The sequence below is a fragment of the Hyunsoonleella aestuarii genome, assembly GCF_006148925.1.
Lineage (GTDB): Bacteria > Bacteroidota > Bacteroidia > Flavobacteriales > Flavobacteriaceae > Algibacter_D > Algibacter_D aestuarii.
In genome coordinates this window covers 1,309,743-1,329,161 of sequence record NZ_VAWB01000001.1, presented here as the reverse complement: position 1 = coordinate 1,329,161, position 19,419 = coordinate 1,309,743, and the positions used below count along the sequence as shown (strand labels likewise).

The 19,419-nt window shown below is 32.5% G+C and carries 17 protein-coding genes; 9 read left to right on the top strand and 8 right to left on the bottom strand.

From position 1 onward, the window contains the following. Positions 1–3: 3 nt before the first annotated feature. The 3 genes from porZ to FEF17_RS05990 are packed head-to-tail and all read left to right on the top strand — an operon-like array spanning position 4 to position 5,500. Positions 4–2,376 (top strand): type IX secretion system anionic LPS delivery protein PorZ, encoded by a 2,373-nt coding sequence (gene porZ, locus FEF17_RS06000; RefSeq protein WP_246046792.1) that lies wholly within the window; start codon positions 4–6, stop codon positions 2,374–2,376. Further along, positions 2,376–3,095: a DNA repair protein RecO gene (gene recO, locus FEF17_RS05995; RefSeq protein ID WP_139001438.1), complete on the top strand. Its 720-nt coding sequence runs from the start codon at positions 2,376–2,378 to the stop codon at positions 3,093–3,095. Before porZ ends, recO begins: the two co-directional genes overlap by 1 nt. Further along, entirely contained in the window at positions 3,095–5,500 is a 2,406-nt protein-coding gene (locus FEF17_RS05990) for a TonB-dependent receptor plug domain-containing protein (RefSeq protein WP_139001437.1), read from the top strand. The genes recO and FEF17_RS05990 overlap by 1 nt, the downstream gene beginning before the upstream one ends. On the opposite strand, the gene FEF17_RS05985 is transcribed toward FEF17_RS05990, so the two are convergent. Beyond that, positions 5,497–7,794 carry a DUF8693 domain-containing protein gene (locus FEF17_RS05985; protein ID WP_139001436.1) on the bottom strand — a complete coding sequence of 766 codons (2,298 nt, stop codon included), beginning with the start codon at positions 7,792–7,794 and terminating at the stop codon, positions 5,497–5,499. The genes FEF17_RS05990 and FEF17_RS05985 overlap by 4 nt on opposite strands. A 79-nt stretch (positions 7,795–7,873) precedes the next feature. On the opposite strand from FEF17_RS05985, the gene FEF17_RS05980 reads away from it, so the two are divergent. Next, positions 7,874–8,347, top strand: coding sequence for a regulatory protein RecX (locus FEF17_RS05980; protein WP_139001435.1), 474 nt, complete (start codon positions 7,874–7,876; stop codon positions 8,345–8,347). Here the strand turns inward: FEF17_RS05980 and FEF17_RS05975 are convergent. Further along, positions 8,337–9,206 (bottom strand): cupin-like domain-containing protein, encoded by an 870-nt coding sequence (locus tag FEF17_RS05975; protein WP_139001434.1) that lies wholly within the window; start codon positions 9,204–9,206, stop codon positions 8,337–8,339. The two genes, FEF17_RS05980 and FEF17_RS05975, sit on opposite strands and share 11 nt — an antisense overlap. A 205-nt stretch (positions 9,207–9,411) precedes the next feature. On the opposite strand from FEF17_RS05975, the gene FEF17_RS05970 reads away from it, so the two are divergent. Both FEF17_RS05970 and FEF17_RS05965 read left to right on the top strand, forming a co-directional pair. After that, complete coding sequence (locus tag FEF17_RS05970; protein ID WP_139001433.1) at positions 9,412–9,852, top strand: LexA family protein; 441 nt, start codon at positions 9,412–9,414, stop codon at positions 9,850–9,852. Continuing rightward, on the top strand, positions 9,852–10,406 hold the full coding sequence (locus FEF17_RS05965) for a GNAT family N-acetyltransferase (RefSeq protein ID WP_246046791.1): 555 nt from the start codon (positions 9,852–9,854) through the stop codon (positions 10,404–10,406). Before FEF17_RS05970 ends, FEF17_RS05965 begins: the two co-directional genes overlap by 1 nt. Positions 10,407–10,478: 72 nt before the next feature. Here the strand turns inward: FEF17_RS05965 and gdhA are convergent, their stop codons facing one another. Then, complete coding sequence (gene gdhA / locus FEF17_RS05960) at positions 10,479–11,822, bottom strand: NADP-specific glutamate dehydrogenase (RefSeq protein WP_139001432.1); 1,344 nt, start codon at positions 11,820–11,822, stop codon at positions 10,479–10,481. Between the two features lie 201 nt (positions 11,823–12,023). Here gdhA and FEF17_RS05955 point away from each other — a divergent pair, with 201 nt between their 5' ends. After that, the gene (locus FEF17_RS05955) at positions 12,024–12,881 is read left to right on the top strand and encodes a THC0290_0291 family protein (protein ID WP_139001431.1); all 858 of its coding nucleotides are present in this window, start codon (positions 12,024–12,026) and stop codon (positions 12,879–12,881) included. Here FEF17_RS05955 and FEF17_RS05950 read toward each other — a convergent pair. Then, on the bottom strand, positions 12,878–14,017 hold the full coding sequence (locus FEF17_RS05950) for a cystathionine gamma-synthase (RefSeq protein WP_139001430.1): 1,140 nt from the start codon (positions 14,015–14,017) through the stop codon (positions 12,878–12,880). The two genes, FEF17_RS05955 and FEF17_RS05950, sit on opposite strands and share 4 nt — an antisense overlap. Before the next feature lie 130 nt (positions 14,018–14,147). Here FEF17_RS05950 and FEF17_RS05945 point away from each other — a divergent pair, with 130 nt between their 5' ends. Beyond that, a complete protein-coding gene (locus tag FEF17_RS05945) occupies positions 14,148–14,867 on the top strand; it encodes a DUF3298 and DUF4163 domain-containing protein (RefSeq protein WP_139001429.1) in 720 nt (239 codons plus the stop codon). Here FEF17_RS05945 and FEF17_RS05940 read toward each other — a convergent pair. Next, positions 14,847–15,311: a DinB family protein gene (locus FEF17_RS05940; RefSeq protein ID WP_139001428.1), complete on the bottom strand. Its 465-nt coding sequence runs from the start codon at positions 15,309–15,311 to the stop codon at positions 14,847–14,849. The genes FEF17_RS05945 and FEF17_RS05940 overlap by 21 nt on opposite strands. Positions 15,312–15,369: 58 nt before the next feature. On the opposite strand from FEF17_RS05940, the gene FEF17_RS05935 reads away from it, so the two are divergent. Next, on the top strand, positions 15,370–15,723 hold the full coding sequence (locus FEF17_RS05935; protein WP_139001427.1) for an arsenate reductase family protein: 354 nt from the start codon (positions 15,370–15,372) through the stop codon (positions 15,721–15,723). 211 nt (positions 15,724–15,934) lie between these two features. Here the strand turns inward: FEF17_RS05935 and FEF17_RS05930 are convergent, their stop codons facing one another. The 3 genes from FEF17_RS05930 to FEF17_RS05920 form a co-directional block, all read right to left on the bottom strand. Then, positions 15,935–16,354 (bottom strand): hypothetical protein, encoded by a 420-nt coding sequence (locus tag FEF17_RS05930; protein ID WP_139001426.1) that lies wholly within the window; start codon positions 16,352–16,354, stop codon positions 15,935–15,937. Between the two features lie 237 nt (positions 16,355–16,591). Beyond that, positions 16,592–18,139 carry a YiiX/YebB-like N1pC/P60 family cysteine hydrolase gene (locus FEF17_RS05925; protein ID WP_139001425.1) on the bottom strand — a complete coding sequence of 516 codons (1,548 nt, stop codon included), beginning with the start codon at positions 18,137–18,139 and terminating at the stop codon, positions 16,592–16,594. Positions 18,140–18,496: 357 nt separating this feature from the next. Further along, positions 18,497–19,207 (bottom strand): hypothetical protein, encoded by a 711-nt coding sequence (locus FEF17_RS05920; protein ID WP_139001424.1) that lies wholly within the window; start codon positions 19,205–19,207, stop codon positions 18,497–18,499. Positions 19,208–19,419: the final 212 nt, after the last annotated feature.

The window sequence follows — 19,419 nt, the reverse complement described above, 5'->3', positions numbered from 1 at the left end:
ATAATGGATATATTTGAAATTGAAGAACCTATTATGCTTCGAAAACTTATTTTACTTACTATTTTTCTTTTCCCATTATTACAATTCTCCCAGAATTTCTCAGAATTATGGGTAGGCCATTTTTCTTATTATAACATTTCTGAAGTAGTTCAAGGCAACGGAAAAATATATGCTTCAGCCGAAAACGCAATTTTTAGTTACGACACCCAAACTAATGAATTAAGGACGATTACAACTATTAATGGACTTTCTGGTGAAACTATTAGCACTATATCCTACAGTGAAATCTATGAACTATTAATTATTGGTTATGAAAACGGGTTAATAGAAATAGTTTTTGATAATGATGACGACGTATTATCAGTTGTTGATATAATAGAGAAACCAACAATTTTGTCAACAAATCGTGGGATCAACCACTTTAATATTGTGGGTAATCTTGTTTATATTTCTGCCGACTATGGAATTTCAGTATACGATTTAGAACGATTAGAGTTTGGGGATACTTATTTCATAGGTAGCTCCGGGGAGCAGATTCAGGTAACTCAAACCGCGATTTTAAATGACTTTATTTATGCCTCCTGTTTAGGAAACAACGGGATAAGAAAAGCGCAAGTTTCTAATCCAAACATCATAGATTTCAATAATTGGAGTATCATTTCAACAGGTAATTTTTCAGCAATAGAATCTGTGGGCAATCAACTTTATACTATTAGAAATAACAGAAAAATATATCGAATAACAAATGATGCATTATCTGAGTTATTTACCTACCCAAGTTTACCAGTTTCTTTAAAATCTATTAATCAAAATTTAGCAGTCGTTTTGAATGACATTGTATATTTCTATGATGCAAATTTCAATGTAATGAATCAAGTAGCTACTAACAGTGAGTATGATACAAGTTTTACTTCCGCTACAATAACACTTGAAGATATTTTTGTTGGAACTCCCGATTTTGGTGTTTTAAAAATATCTATTAATAGTTCTTCTACTTTTGAAGAAATAAGACCTGATGGTCCTTTGCTTAATGTGCCGTTTTCTATAAATGCCTCATTAAACAATCTTTGGGTTACTTTCGGAGAACATAGCATACAGTTAAACCCTTACCCCTTGAATAGTAGAGGAATTAGTAATTTCAATGATGGAAAATGGATTAACACGCCCTTTGAACAAGTCTTAGGTGCTAGATGTTTAAAAACAATTGCAACTAACCCTAATAACATTAACCAAGTATTTATTGGTTCTTACGTGGATGGTTTACTAGAGTTAAATGATAAGATTCCTACTTTCTTATATGATCAAACGAATAGCGATTTAGAATTATTTATAGATCCTGACCCCAATTTTATTAATGTTAGGGTAAGCTCTACAATTTTCGATAGCGATGGCCTATTGTGGACACTTTCTAATCGTGTTAAAAAACCATTAAAATCTTATAACCCTACCAATAATCAATGGCAATCTTATGATTTAAGTGAAGTTATAATTGATCCAAATGACATAAACGGATTCAATGATTTAGTAATTGGAAGTGATGGAACTAAATGGATTGCCAGCTATAGGAAAGGTCTAATAGGATTTAATGAAAATAGCGGTACCAATATAATCAAAAACATTGAAGATGAGGAAGCAAATATACCATCCAGTGTTGTTACTGCCCTAGCATTGGACAAGAGAAACCAGTTATGGATTGGTACTTTTGAAGGCCTGAGAGTTTTATTTAATACAAGTAATTTCTTCACAGACGAAGACGTTAGAGCGGAAGAAATAATTATTCTTGAGGATGGTATTGCCAAAGAATTACTTTTTCAACAACGAATAGCAGATATAAAAGTAGATGGTTCTAACAATAAATGGATTGGAACTCGAGATTCTGGTCTTTTTTATTTTTCTTCAGATGGTCAAGAAACTATTTTTCATTTTACTAAAGAAAATTCTCCCCTACCTTCTAATCTAATAAATGATATATCCATAGATGAACAAAATGGTATTGTTTATATAGCAACTGGTAAAGGATTAGTATCTTTTCGTGCAGGAGGATCAAGCCCCAATCTAGATTTAGAAAAAGCTTTTGTGTATCCAAACCCGGTGCGACCACAATTTGATATTGTTGAAAAAAAGGTAAAGATTAAAGATATATCGGAAAATGTGAATATTAAAATTACAGACATTGAAGGAAATTTAGTTGCAGAAGCGCAATCTCGAACTAACCAACGATACAATGGTTATAATTTAGAAATTGATGGGGGCACTGCCTTCTGGAATGGAAAAAATTTGGCTAATAATCTTGTTGCCTCTGGAGTATATCTCATCATGCTTTCAGATTTAGATACCTTTGAAACTAGAGTATTAAAGTTAATGGTTGTACGGTAATGCAAACTAACACAAATGCCATTGTCTTGTCTAAACTTAAATATCGAGAAAACGACTTAATCGTTAAATGTTATACAGAAAAATTTGGCGTTGTTAGCTTTTTGCTGAGAGGTGTTTTAAAAAATAAAAAAGGTGGTGCAAAAGTTGCTTATTTTCAGTTGCTCTCTCAACTTCAACTCGAGATTATTTTTAAACCTAATAGGTCATTGCAAAGTGTTAAAGAAGTAAAGATTAATCAATTTTATTCTAGTTTACATTCTAATGTTTTAAAAAGTGCAATAGTGATGTTCTTAGCCGAAGTATTATCAAGTACTCTTAAAGAAGAAGAAGAAAATGAGTTACTTTTTAGTTACCTTGAAACTACGTTACAATGGTTAGACAACCATAACGACTTTGCCAATTTTCATTTACTCTTTTTATTAAAACTTACTAAATATTTTGGTTTCTATCCAGAGAATCCTTTACCCGAATCAAACTCATTTAACTTACTAGAGGGAAGATTTGAAACAGTGACACAAAATAAAAACAGTGTGTCTGGGGAAAATTTAACACTTCTAAAACAATTATTAGGCACAACATTTGATGCCTTAAATAATGTGAAAATTAGTGCTAAACAAAGACAATCTTTTTTGAATATGATTTTGCATTATTTTGAGCTACATTTGGGCAGTTTTAGGACGCCTAAATCATTACAGATTTTTAACCAAGTTTTTAGTTAATGAAATTTATTCAAACGATATTTTTCCTTTTATTAGCTTCAATAACTTTACATGCCCAACAGATTAAAGTTCTCAATAAACTAACCGCAGAACCTATTTTTGGCGTAGCAATTTACAATGCAGATAAATCTAAGAGTGTTATTACTAATTTCGAAGGTGAAGCATCAATAGATAAATTTAATAGTTCTGAAATTTTATATTTTCAACACCTAACACACATCACCAAAAGTTTAGCTAAAAGCAAGATTATTAAAACTAATTTAGTTTATCTTAATTCTAATACACAAGGACTAGATCAAATAATCATTTCGGCGTCCAAGTTCGAACAGAACAAAAAAGATATTCCACAAAAGATTATAAGTATTAAGGCTAAAGATGTTCAATTTACAAACCCTCAAACAAGTGCCGATTTACTTCAAAACTCTGGCAGTATATTCGTTCAAAAAAGTCAATTAGGTGGAGGAAGTCCAATGATTCGGGGGTATTCTACCAATAGGTTACTTTTAACTGTTGATGGTGTAAGAATGAACAATGCTATTTTTAGAGGAGGTAATTTACAGAATGTCATTTCAATAGATCCTCTTTCAGTACAAAACACAGAGGTTATTTTAGGTTCCGGATCTGTTATATATGGCAGTGATGCGATTGGAGGAGTAATGAGTTTTTATACCCAAAAACCCCAATTATCTTACGCCGATTCATTATTGTTTAAATCGAATGTATTAACGCGATATGCTATAGCCAATGATGAAAAAACAGGTCATTTAGATTTTAATTTAGGTTACAAAAAATGGGCTTTTATAACCAGTCTTAGTTATAGTACTTTTGGCGATTTAAAAATGGGGAAGCACGGTCCAGACGCTTATTTAAGACCGGAATTTATTACCAGATTTAATAACGAGGATGTCATTGTTGAAAATAATGACTATCGCATTCAGAAAGAGACTGGTTACAACCAAATAAACCTGATGCAAAAAGTGCGCTACGAAGCTTCAGAAAATTTAAGCTTCGATCTAGGGTTGCACTTCTCTGCGACTTCAGATATCCCGAGGTATGACCGCTTAATAAGATATCGAGATAATAATTTACGATCTGCTGAATGGTCTTATGGGCCTCAAAAATGGTTCATGTCCAACTTTCAAGCAACCAAATTAAGTAGTAGATCTATTATTTATGATAAAATAAAAGCAACTGTTGCTTATCAAAACTTTCAAGAAAGTAGAATGGATAGAAGTTTTCAATCCAGCATAAGAGATTTTAGGGAAGAATCTGTTGATGCTTATTCCTTGAATTTAGATTTTGAAAAAAGGCTAAGCTCAAAAACCAATTTCTTCTATGGGCTGGAGTATGTCTACAACAAAGTTATGTCTCGAGCCACCGAAGAAAACATCGATACAAATACTAACGAACCAACAGTAACAAGATACCCAAATGGTGCAAGCTGGAAATCTGTCGCGGTATATACAAGCCTTAAATATAAACCTAATGTGAAATTTATATTTCAGTCTGGATTAAGATTTAATCATGTGGTTTCAAAAGCCAATTTTCAGGAGAATAATAGGTACTTAAACTTACCTTTTGAATCTTCATTAAATAAGTCTGGTGCCTTTACAGGAACCGCAGGAATAAGCTATCTTCCAAATCCCATAGTTCAATGGAAGTTGAACGCATCTTCCGCATTTAGAGCGCCAAATATTGATGACATTGGTAAAGTTTTCGATTCTGGACCTGGATCGGTAGTCGTTCCCAATGAAAGTCTAAAACCAGAATATGCTTATGGAGGGGAAATAGGTATTAAACTAAATTTTAAAAAGGTGACTCTAGATATGAGTTCTTATTATACCTACCTGGATAATGCGCTTGTTAGACGTGATTATAACTTAAACGGTGAAACAACTATTTTATATGACGGAGAGTTAAGTAATGTACAGGCTATTCAAAATGCTTCTAAAGCATGGATTTATGGTTTTGAAATAGGGTTAAAAGCAAAAATATCGAGACTGTTAAATCTTATCTCACAATATAGCATTATCGGTGGAACTGAGGAAAATGAAGGGATTGAAGTTCCTGTAAGACATGTTTCTCCAAGTTTTGGAAACACACATTTAGTATGGGATAACAAGCGTTTAAAAATAGATGTATTTGCTAATTATAATGGAGAATTATCATTTAATAAATTAGCGCCCTCAGAGATTGAGAAAGATTACCTATATGCCTTAGATGAAAATGGTAATCCATACGCTCCCTCTTGGTACACTTTAAATCTTAGAACTCAATATAGAGTAGGAAAAACACTCCTTTCTGCTGGTTTAGAAAATATTACAAATCAACGGTACAGGACTTATTCTTCTGGAATAGCGGCACCAGGCAGAAACTTAATATTATCGTTGAATTATAGTTTCTAATTATTTTTTATAAATTTCTTAGTGATAATGTCTCCGCTTGAAAGTTCTACTTTTGCGATGTATAGTGACTTTTTCAATTTAGACAATTCAAAAGTTTCTTGTGACGAATTACCCTCTAATTTATAAACGAGGTTTCCTGAAAAATCAAATATCGAAATTTCATCAAGCACCAAATCGTTTGTTGACGAAAATGTAAACTTATTTGCTTGATCTTCTATAATATGAACTTCAGTTTTTTCTACAGTAGCCAAATTCCTAAATTCAGTATCTTTGAATACAATTTCAAAACGATCCTTGAATTCACCTGCATCAGAGGTAAAAGAGTAATCATATTGAGATAATTCATGTAATTTATTTAAGTATTTATCCCTTAAAAAGATAGTGCTATTATTTAAAAAATCTCCTTGCGTTTTAACGATAGAAAATTTATAAATGGTAGGTGTTTCTATGAAAGTTTGTAAACCTAGCTTAATTTTTTCACCTTGGTTTAAATTCTTGGGGCTTCTTCCTTGAATCGCAAACTTCTTATTAGACCTTTTTATAGTACTAAATAGATTAGCTCCCTTGTTTGCAGTAATTAATCTTGGTGCATCAAACATAAGTCCATCATTCTGCATAGTGGCTCCTTCGACGTAGGCAACGAGTATTTGACTAAATACTCCATTATCGCTTGTTAAATTAAACCAAATTTTATTATCGCTTAATGAGGAATTCGTTTTAGAACTAACACTTTTAAAAAATTGCGAATTACTTCCAGTATCCGTTTTTCGAATGCCATTTGTAAATGTTACTAAACCATTGTTAACTAAACCTGCTACAAAAAAAGATTGTCCTGAGGGAATATAACCATTTGGAATATCTGGACCTCCTCCTGCAATACCGCCACTACCTACCGTATATGTCGCATAATCATTCTGACTAAAATTTAATTTTTCATTTCCTGGGTTTGCTTCCTCTGGAATCGATGCTTGAGACCATAAATAAGCTACCCCATCTATAACCGTACTATTAGCATTGTATAAATCCGTAAAACTTATTGCAGAAGAATATGGATTTCCAATTAAGTTCCAGCTTTCATTAACATTATTAGGGTTATTAGCAACGGTTACTTGTATATCTCCTGTATTAAATACACCATTAAACGTTGCAATATCTGTGGATGGATATATTCCTAAAGGTGATGAAGTGGCAGCATAACCAACACCTGGTATCATTAGACCATTTGCAATTGTCCAGTCATCACCATTATCATCAATATTATCTCCATCTTCATCAAGATAACTAAAAGCATCAAAATAAAAACGTCTATCTGAACTTGTATTTGGGAATACGCTATTAATAGTTTCAGACTCCACAGGAGAACTCCAATACGTGTAATAATACCACTTTTCTTTTGTTGCTGTTTGCTTATTTACTCGTGCGATTCCTGAGGGATTTAAAATAAATTCTGCCGATGCATCATTTTGCACAAAATTACCTTGAGTTTCAACAATTAATTCTCCATCTATTACAGCATCCTTATCTACAATCACATATGTTGAATTATCCACAGTTAACCTATTACCAGAATTAATAACTAAACTACAAGCACTAAAACTACCAAATATGGAAGTATTATAATTTCCATCAATTACTGCTGTCATATTTATATTAGGACCTATAACATTATCCCATGCAGCTCCATTCCACATAGCAGTCGTGGAGCAAAAACACGTATGAGATGTAGTGCTTAATGTAATACCCGAATAATTATTTCCTTCTGTATAATTAATCAAGGAATTCAAATCTGACCAACTAGGGTTGTTTGTGTTTCCTATATATTCTCTATTTTGTCTCGTACCTATAAGTATATCATTCGCAGTAAAGCCTGCTGGCAAATTAATTGTAGAAGACACATTTGCGTGAAGAAAAGTCCCCCAATTTGGAGCTGAATACCCCTGAAACGCGATCACCTCATCTCCATTATTATTCAATTGAAAATTACCGAAAAAATTAGAAAACTCTGCAGCATTATTTATTAGTCCTAAAACAGCACCACAGCTATAGTCAATACTTGCAGTAAAAAGAATTATTCCTTCATTTGTATCTAACAAACCTGTTCCACTAACATTTACTTCGTTATCTGAAAAATAGATTTGTGTTCCAGCAGTTATATTAGCTCTTAATACAAAAGTAAAATCTTCATTATCTGTATTTACTCCCAATATAGCAATATCTCCAGCCGAAAGGGTTGTTTGCGAATAACAATAATTGGATAGTATAATAACTAAACCAATTAGAAAAAAATTTTTCATTTAAGTTAAGTTTAATTTTTAGATTTGGTAAAATAAAAATTGAATTTGCTATTAATTAATTCCTATTACCTTAATCATAATGATTAAAAAACAAACATACACATTAGAGGAAGCTAAAAGAAAGCTAGAACACTTTTGTGCATATCAAGAACGCTGTCATAAAGAGGTTAGCCAAAAGCTTCAAGACATGCATATGATTCCTAAAGCTATGGACATAATTATTGTCCATTTAATAGAGCACAACTTCTTAAATGAAGAACGTTTTGCCAAAGCATTCGTAAGGGGTAAGTTCAATATTAAAAAATGGGGTAAGCGTCGATTAATCCTAGAATTAAGGAAAAAGGACATCGCCAAAGCTAATATAAATACAGCAATAAATGAAATCAATGACGAAATTTATTACAAAACGCTCGATGAATTAGCCGAAAAGCGACTTTCAACTTTAAATGAAAGTAATAGACTTAAAAAGAAAAAAAAACTAATTGATTATTTATTATATCGAGGCTGGGAATCACATTTAGTTTACGAAAAAGCTAATGCCCTTATAAAGTAGTATTCTTTTTGTGTGTTCTTATAATAGCCTGTTCATTCTTCCAATCAATCCATTTCTGACCTTTAATTCGACGCATGATATTATCATAGTTTCGCATAATAAATACGTTATAAACCGCTTTACTAAAGTTTTTAGGGTTTCTGGCTATAGCACGTAAACTCATTGAAAAACCTGGTGTTATATAGCGCATATAATGCCAATAGCCTTCTGGCATATATAAAACTTCACCATGCTCTAACTCGGTTTTATAACCTTTAGCCTTTTTTAACATGGGCCATTTGTCAAAATCTGGATTATTAAAATCGATATCCTCTCTAGTAATTAAAGAATGTGGAATTTTATATAAAAAGTTGTTTTGACTTTGATCAAAAAGAATACATTCTTTTTTACCTTCAAAATGAAAATGAAAGATGTTAGCTAGGTCAATATCGTAATGCATAAAGGTGTGTGAATCACGGCCTCCAAAAAACAGCATGGGAATACCTTTCATGAGTCTTAAACCAAAATCTGGAAAGGTAAAGTCCTTTTGTAATTCGGGAATTTCCTTTAAGGCATTCCATAAAAAAATACGAAATTTTGTGGGCTCTCTCTTTAATAAATCAATATAATCCCTTAATTTCATTTTCGCATGTGCCTCATTGAACCCGTCTTTATAGTCAACAGGTCTGTCATCATAAAGCGGAACAGTAATATCACCACCTACAGTTTTCATATATTCTAAACTCCATTTACTATAGGCAGGCCAATCTTCAATAAACCGTTCTATAACTACAGGTTTTTGTAGCCTATAATAGTGTTTCAAAAAATCTTCTTTGGTAATCGTTTTAACCCTTGGTATGTCTTGTAAGTTTAGTGGCAATGTATATTTAGTTTGGAATCCAAATTTAAGAAAACGTTATTAAAACAAAAACAGTATGAGTCTTCCAGAAGTAAAATGACCAAAAGTACATTTTTTGCTATTAGAGTTTTATAATTGGTCATTTCAAAAATCATAAATTCTAGATTTTGCGCATTTACAAAATAAATATTCCGTAATTTAGTGAGTCACTAAATCATTTGTAGCAATGAGATTACACACGGCTAAAAACTTAACCTTTTTCACTCCTAAAAATACTAATAGTATAGGAATTCCATATTTTGATACAGGTGTTTCTGCAGGGTTTCCATCACCGACCGAAGATTTTATAGAACAACGTCTATCCTTAGACAAGGAACTAATCAAAAATAAAGAAGCCACCTTCTTTGCACGTGTTAGTGGGCAATCTATGATTGATGCTGATTTAGATGATAAAGATTTATTGATAATTGACAGAAGCCTTGAACCTATTAATAATAAAATTGCCGTATGCTTTTTAGATGGTGAGTTTACGGTGAAACGATTAAGAGTAGATAAAAATGGCGTTTGGCTTAAACCAGAAAACCCTAATTATCCAATTATAAAAATAACTGAAGAAAATGATTTCATTATTTGGGGCATTGTTACCAACGTGATTAAAAAGGTATAGTGAAGAATCTTGAGAATAGTATCACTTATAAAAGAGTTACTAATAACGAGGAACTTCACCAAATTTTGGAGCTTCAACAGGCTAATAAAATAGAGTCAATTTCTAAAGAAGAGAGAATTTCTCAAGGTTTTGTAACGGTAAATCATAGTTTTGATATTTTAAAAGCTATGAATGGGGCCTGCGCACATATAATAGCAAAAAGTGACAGCCAGGTAATAGGCTATGCTCTATGTATGACACAGGAATTTAAAGACTCTATTCAAGTATTAGCCCCAATGTTTAAAACAATAAATTGTTCTATTAAAAAGAGTATCAATTACATTATAATGGGTCAAATTTGTATAGAAAAAAGGTTCAGGCAACAAGGGGTTTTTAGAGGTCTATATAATTTCATGATGCAAGAGCTTAACTTGAATTTTGACGCCGTTATTACTGAAGTCGACACCAATAACAAAAGATCTTTATATGCGCATAAAGCCATCGGTTTTGAACTATTAAAAACGTATAAGTCCAACAACCAAGAATGGGAACTCCTTATTTGGCATTGGGAATAAATAAAGTATACAAAAAAGCCATCATAATTATTTCGATGGCTTTTCAATATTATGTTTTATTAGTTTGCTTAGTTATACAATTCCCTGCGCTAGCATAGCATCTGCTACTTTTACAAAACCAGCAATATTTGCTCCTCTAACATAATCGATATAGCCATCGTCGTCTTTACCATACTCTATACAAGAATCATGGATATTAGACATTATTTCCTTTAGCTTATTATCTACTTCCTCTCTTGACCATTTGAATCTTAAAGAGTTCTGAGTCATCTCTAATCCAGAAGTTGCTACCCCCCCAGCATTGGATGCTTTACCGGGAGCAAACAATATTTTAGCTTTATGAAAAACAGTAATAGCTTCTTTTGTTGATGGCATATTAGCACCTTCACTTACACAAATACATCCATTTTTTACTAGGGTATTTGCATCTTGCTCATTTAATTCGTTCTGCGTAGCACAAGGTAATGCGATATCACATTTAACTTCCCAAGGCGTCTTTCCTTCTACATAAGTTGCATTAGAGTAAGTCTCTATATATTCACTAATTCTTCCACGCTTTACATTTTTCAAATTCATTACAAATGCTAATTTCTCAGCATCTATTCCCTCTTTATCATAAATATATCCACCAGAATCAGAAAGTGTTAACACTTTTCCTCCTAATTGAAGCACTTTTTCAGCCGCATATTGAGCCACATTTCCAGAACCTGAGACTGCTACATTTTTCCCTTCAAAACTATCGCCTTTTACTTCAAGCATGTTTTGAGCAAAATAAACATTTCCGTAACCTGTTGCTTCTGGCCTAATTAAAGATCCCCCCCATGTTATTCCTTTTCCAGTTAAAACTCCAGTGAACTCATTTCTCAGTTTTTTATACATTCCAAAAAGAAACCCAATTTCTCGAGCTCCAACGCCTATATCTCCAGCCGGAACATCCGTGTTTGGTCCAATATGTCTAAACAATTCACCCATAAAAGCATGACAGAATCGCATTATTTCGTTATCACTCTTACCCTTTGGATCAAAGTCACTTCCTCCTTTACCACCACCCATTGGTAATGTTGTAAGACTATTTTTAAAGACTTGCTCGAAAGCTAAGAATTTAAGAATACTCATGTTTACTGTTGGATGAAACCGAAGGCCGCCTTTATATGGGCCAATAGCAGAATTCATTTGAATTCTATAACCTCGGTTTACTTGAATTTCACCAGAATCGTCTACCCAACATACCCTAAATGAAATTGTCCTTTCTGGCTCAACCATTCTTAATAATACGTTTTTGCCATAATAAATATCATGCTGAACGATGTAAGGAATTACAGTTTCTGCAACCTCCTCTACGGCTTGTAAAAATTCTGGTTCGCCAGAATTTCGTTGTTTCACCAAATCTAAAAACTCGTCAACTATTTTTTTCATGTGATGGTTTTGTGATTAATTTTTAATGAATTAATAATTTTAGAGCACAAAGATACATTATCTATAAAAATTACATAGTTTTTTTTTGAATTTCGCAACATGTTTTTATTAATACTATCCTTGCACTACAACTATATTTGATTGTTAATCGAGTTTTTATATATTTGTTTGTGAAACGCCCCAAAAAAGTTGACCCTTATTATGCTTAACTTAAAACATTTAGCTTTAATTTCTTGTTTGTTTGCTATATGTAAGACATCTCATGCTCAATTAGGTTTTTCTCATGAAATAGGTGTTATTGCTGGTCCAGTAGAGTTTAGATCCGATTTTGGAAGCCGTTTCGACGAAGCTACTAACCTCGGTAACTCTGGCATCGGTATTGGTATTATTCATTACATAAATTTTGCTTATAGAGCCGATTGTAACTGTTATTCCACCGATAATTATTTCAATGACCATTTTAAGTTAAGAAATGAGATTTCGTGGAACTACACCAATCTCGATCATCATGGAGAACATGTTGCAGCAAATAGAACAGGAGATAATTCATTTAGACTAAGAGGACATCAAGGTGTTGCCGAAAATTTTGATATTGGGACTCAAATCGAATGGTTTCCTAGAAGTATTCGCTCGTTCCAAGCATTTAGTTATTTATTGGCGCCTTATGTAAGTTTAGGCATACACTACACTACATCCTCTCCACAAGCAAGTTCCAATTATGTATCACCTAATCCTGGACCCAATCAAATAGTTGGTAATGTTTTTGACCCTAGAAATATATATTCATTCTGGTATGAAAATGATAGTCGTCTTCCGCCAATTCCTGCAGGTGAAACCAGACAATATCCTATAGATCCTAGTCAAAGATCAGATTGGTCTATGGTAACTAGTGTTGGTGTTCGTTATAAAATAGGTGTACTTTCAGATTTACTTCTTGATTTGAGATGGCAACTTTATTTTAATGATTGGGTAGATGGATTTAACCATAAATTAAGTTACAACAAATTTAATGACTGGTTAATATGGTTAAATGTGGGTTATGTCTACTATTTAGATTAACCTATAGCTTGCTCTAAATCAGCTATTAAATCGTCGATATCTTCTATCCCGACACTTAATCGAATTAAAGAATCTACAACCCCTGTTTTTTCTCTTTCCTCTTTTGGTATACTAGCATGTGTCATACTAGCTGGATGACCCGATAAAGATTCTACGCCTCCTAATGATTCGGCTAGTGTAAAGACTTTTAAATTTTCAACAATTCTAATCGCCTCTTTATAATCATTGCCTTTTGTAGTAAAAGATATCATTCCTCCAAAATCTTTCATTTGCGCTTTTGCAATATTATGATTAGGATGATCTTCGAATCCAGGCCAATATACCTTTTCAATTTTCGGGTGACTTGCTAAGTATTCGGCGACGGCTTTTCCATTTTCGCAATGGCGCTGCATTCTAACATGCAAGGTTTTTATACCTCTTAACACCAGAAAACTGTCTTGAGGCCCGCAAATAGCGCCACTTGCATTTTGGATAAAATACAATCTGTTGGCTAACTCTTCATCTTTAACTATCAAAGCTCCCATAACAACATCGCTATGGCCACCAAGATATTTGGTAGCAGAGTGCATCACGATATCTGCACCCAAATCTATAGGTTGCTGCAAATAAGGAGTTGCAAACGTGTTATCCACAGCTAACAAAATGTTATGTTTTTTCGCAATTACGCTCGCTGCTTGAACATCAATAATATTCATCATTGGGTTCGTTGGCGTTTCAACCCAAATTAATTTTGTATTCTCATTTATATAAGTCTCAATATTGGATGCACTCTGCATACCAATAAAATGAAATTTAATTCCGAAATCTAGAAATATTTTTGTAAATAATCTAAAGGATCCTCCGTACAAATCGTTTGTAGACACAACCTCATCTCCAGGTTTCAAAAGCTTTATAATAGCATCAATCGCAGCCAATCCAGAACCAAATGCCAACCCATAATTACCGTTTTCAATACTAGCTAAAGCATTTTCCAAAGCTCTCCTTGTTGGATTATGCGTTCTAGAATATTCAAATCCTTTGTGGCCACCTGGAGTGGTTTGAGCATAAGTTGATGTTTGATAAATAGGAGGCATTACCGCTCCATAAGCTGGATCATGTTCTTGACCGCCGTGAATTGCTTTTGTATTAAATTTCATGATTTCAATTAATTTAAAAGATAATGCAGCATCTTACTGATTTAACACTTCCCTTTCGTACAAATGTAAGTTTTAATTCGGTCTATTCAAATGCAATAATTACCTTTAATATATGGTTAACATATTGAATATGTCGAATAAAAAAATCTGTATCAAACTTTGTTTATTATTCCTTCTTTTAAGTTGCGAGGAAGAGATTAAATTATCGTTTTCTGAGATTACTCCAACAACTGTAAACAACACTATAGTAGAAGTAAACATCCCTGAAGCAATAGGTATTGACGAAACAGCTGATTCAATAAATACTAAAATCCATAAACATGTTATTGAATCGTTGCATATAGGAAATACAGGAGAAATATCTTCAACATCTATTGAAGAAAGTGTTGCTCTATTTAATGAAGAATTTAAAACATTTAAGTTAGATTTTCCTGAAACCAACGAAATTTGGGAAGCGCAAATAGATGGCGATGTCATGTTTCTATCTTCGGAAATAGTTAGTATCGCGATAACTACGTACAAAAACACTGGTGGTGCTCATGGAAACTTAAACATTTCTATTTTAAACTTCGATGCTCAATCTGGTAAAAAAATATCGAATGAGGATTTATTTACTGATTTTAAGCAATTCCAAAATATTGCTCAAACCCAGTTTGACAGAAAGTTTAAAGAACAAGATTTGTTTTTCGAAAACAGTCCCTTCCAATTATCAAATAATATTGGATATACACAGGAGGGTATTCTTCTGTTGTACAACACTTACGAAATTGCACCGTACTCCTCGGGAACAATCGAGCTAACCATTCCGTTTAATTTATTAAAATCTGTCCTAGCTTTTAATCGCTTTTAAAAGTGCTAACACATAACCATAGTGCAAACCTTCATGAATAGCTACAAACTGCAGGGCTTCGTCTATATTAGTCAATGTATTACCGGTAGTAGAAACAGTGTAGGTGTTATATTTATCAAAAACATTATCGTAATAATCCTCCCTTGTTTTCTCGAGGGTTGAATGTAATACATTTTTTATCTGATCAACCTCGACTTGGTTGTGATTGCTCTGGGGTTTGCTGTCCTTTCGGTATTTGTTTATCATGTTATCGGATAATAAACTTTCCAAACCTGATAATTTATACACCAGCAATTGTTCTGAAACTACCACATGGCCAATATTCCAAATTATGTTGTTATTAAACCCCTTTGGAATTCTATTTAAGTCCTCCAATGAATTATTTTCTATTATTTTTTTGAATATGTCCCTAGTGTTATTTAAAACCTGAAATGTAAACTCCATTTTTGTTTATTTTTTTGATAAATATAGTTTTAATTTGTCTGTATAAATCCCCTGCATTATGAAAAAAGTATATTATTTAAAAACTTGCAATACTTGTACTAGAATTTTAAAAGAATTAAACTTATCAAACGACTTTATTTTACAGGACATAAAAACAGAAGAGATTACTGTAAAGCAATTAGAACATATGAAAGAGCTTGCTGGAAGCTACGAAGCACTTTTTAGCAAACGCTCTAAGCTGTATAAAGAAATGGATTTGAAAAATCAAGATTTAACCGAAAAAGATTTTAAGCATTACATTCTAGATCATTATACGTTTTTAAGTAGACCTATAATTGTTGTTGATTACAAAATTTTTGTTGGTAGCTTTAAAAAAGTGGTTGAAGCGGCTAAAAATTTTATTCATCTATAGAATATAATAATGAATAAAAAAAGTCCAACATTAAGTTAGATTTGTTACTCCCCCTAATATTGTATTGCCGAACCAGTTCGATGAAGAATTGAATGGTGCTCGTAATGATTACTAGCCCCATTCCAAAGCGGAAAGCATCGAATTATCAAACTCAATAACGTTTATAAATGACTTCTTAATGGGTGTTCCTATGATAAAAAGTCTATGCGGATTAAAACAAAACTACTACTTGATAAATACCATAGATAGCAAGTCCAATTAACCCAATATAAAATACATATTTTAACAGAGTGCCTAATGGACGTAAAGGACCTTTAAGTAGTTTGTATGCAACAAAGCCTGCTATTAATCCAATTGCAATTGTAATGTACCAATTTGTTTCAGAAGACTCCCAGCTCTTATAGATAATAAAACCAAAAACTCCTAAAAAAGTTAATTCAGCCAAGTTATCTTCAAATGCATTATCTAACCAAGAAGATCCTTTAGTATAACTGCTTTTTCTATATCCAGTATTGGAAGAATAATTAGTCTTGTCTGGCACCCAAATAGAGCCTGTACCAGCACAAAACGTACAACTCATGCCATCTATTTTCCCAGTACCAAAACAACCAGCACATCTCTCACTAGCCATTTTAATGAATAATTTTTATAGTATTCTAAAGATACTAAAAATCTTAAAGACTAATAATGTGCACAAAAAAGTCCAATATTTTTGTTAGACTTTTACTCTTTTGCTACTTTTATTGTGCTCGAACCAAGGAGGCATGCTATCTGAAATCCAATAGCTTAATCCTTTCTATTCCTTGGAGATTCTAAAACCAATATTGATTCCTTAAAAATTGTTATTAATTCGAAATAAAACATCCATTTAATCTTTCATTAGTTCTATCATTTTTGGTAATTGCGTTTCTTTATCAACCAATTTGCCATCATGATAAAATAAAACTAACTCCAAAGGCAAGCTGTTCCAAGCTAATTTTGCTACGTTATCTGGACTAATATTATGCCTCCCAAGTGTTTTCTCAGTAGGCCAATCAATACTAGGAAAAGAGACGTATGCAAGTTCTGAACATACAATTTTATCGGTAGTATTTACATCAAAATTGAAATCATACTTTTTTCCTAATTGCCTAAAAGCCATTAGAAGTGCTTCCTTAGTTAAATCTTCATTCTTTTCATCTTTAAAAACAGGCCTTAAAATGGCAAAATCATCAATATTCATAAACTCATCTAAAGTACTTAACTTAACTCCAGAGCGAAGTGCTTCTATAATTTGATGCTCTTCCTTCGATGTTACATCTAAGTCATTACCAACCTCGCTTGCGTATTTTTTAACGTATGGGTTATTCCATAAATCCAATTCTATAAGTTCAGCCTTAGTTCCTGTCCAAATAGCTACATGCCCAAAATGACCTGGGATAAACTTGTCTGTTAGCCTAAAAGGCGTTTTTTCTAATAAAATGTCTAAGGGCTTTAATTCATTTTTAATTTTTTCTTTGGCTATTGTATCTCCATAAAGCTTTCCTTTTCTTGACTCAAATAAACCCATTGTGTTTCCGAATAAACCACTTAGCATATCAAAACCATTTTCGGAAGATTCTGAAATCATTTCACTCGTAATTCTTTCAAAAGCAACAAATTTCTTAGAGGCTACTTCTTTAACTCTAATTTTTTTCACGTAGTTATATGATGGGCTTGACTCTATTAATAATTTTAAATAAGAATAATCAGAATCTTCATCAAAATCATCTAAAGTCTGCTGTGCTTCTTCATAAAAGGTAATAGCACGTCTTACTCTGTGACGTGTTTCTATAGAATTAGCATTTAATGTCACTTCATCCAGCTTATTTTCCATAAGCCCAAAACCCATATCGGGATCGTTAACAAGCCTTCTAAGTCTAGTGTCTTGCTCAAATAACACAATCCCTATGAAATAATTATCATATAAGGTTAGTGCAGCTCCCAATGAAAGCATTAATCCTTTTAACCTTAATTTTTTGTCAATATTAAAATCATCAAGAGTGGCATCTTGAACATCAACAGCACATTCATAAGTATTAGCTAGGGCCAGTAAATCTTCTCTAATTTCGAGATAGCTTTCCGAACCTTGTTTTAAAATCAATAAATCTCTACTACTTATTGGAGCGTCTTTATCTATATTTAATTGACTCACGACTTCAAGCATTTCAGTTCTTGCTGCCAGACTATATTCTACCAATAGTTGAAGTTTATCATAATCTTCTTGAAAAATTGAATCTGGTTGAATCCCGTTTTCTAACTTAATCAGCAAGCTATTAAAGCATTGTAGCTCTCTAACTTTATTGTTAGATACAATTTTAGAATAGGTGTAAGCAGAAGTTCCTAGTATAATTATAAGAAGTATAATAGATACTTTTTTGATTGTGTTTTTATTCATATAAATAGATTAGTTGATACACATTTAAAAGAGGTTTTTAAAGACACTATATTTATGACTTCACCAAGGTACAAACTTGTATCTAAGTTTAAAAAATTTATTCTATCTCTTTATCTATGGATCCAAAAACAAAAAAAGTCCAACATTTCTGTTGAACTTTTACTAGGTTGCTCCCCCTAATATTGTTTTGTCGAACCATTTTAATGAAGAATTGATGAAATTAGCTTCATTCTATAAAGGTTTTGTTGATGTAAACAGTCTTGTTCTTTAGTGGAAAGGTTCGAAGTACCAAACCTAAACCTTAATGAGTTTGTCTGGGATTTTTTTGAGACTGTTACATTTTCAACATGACAAGAATCAGTTCTTCAATAATACTTTTAAGAAATTTCCCCACCAAGGTGCTTCAACCATATATGAATACGAAATAGACATGATAATCATAACAATAGCAATAATACTATAACTTGTATAGATAATTTTTTCCTTACTGTAATCAATAAGTATAATCAATCCCATTGAAAGAAAGACTAATCCATTTGTAACATATACCAATTCCGTAAAGTTCAAGTCCCAATTTACAATTTTACCTACTGGATAATTTAAAAATCGAATAAGTGCTGGAAGCAATGACCAAAATACAGTTGCAATCATCCACCTTCCATGAATTCGAGTATCTTTTACATTTCGAACTCCAAAATAAACAGATATGACAAATCCGCCAAGTGCCACAAAATCAATAAAAAGAATGCCATTAGCAAGGCTTGGTGGTAGATTTGGATTGGACAAAATAAATGGAAGCATTTGTAAAGCTGAAAAGACTACTCCACCAGCCAAAAACAATCCAACCAAACCTAATTTACGATGCAGTCGAAGATTATTCTTTTGATATAAATATGGTTGAATAATAACTAAAATGTACCAACAAGTAGCTAAAAGACCATGAACATGAAATCTAAATGGGACAGAAAAGAATTTTGTCCAATAACTTGGATAAAAACCACTTATTATAATGATGAAAGGTATGATTGACCAAAGGTGTGTTCTTGGAAACAGTTTTGTATTCTTCAATTAGATATTGGTTTTCAGTTAGTTGTTTAAATATAAGGAAAATAAATGAGTGTCATAAAAGAGAAAAACCTTCAGATTTTTTCTGAAGAATCTTATCATAGAAGTTGGCTAGCTTTCTAAGGATACTGAAAATTCAAAAAGGTGAGTTTAAAATAAAAAAAAGTCCAACATTTCTGTTGAACTTTTCTATTGTTGCTCCCCACATTCTTGGG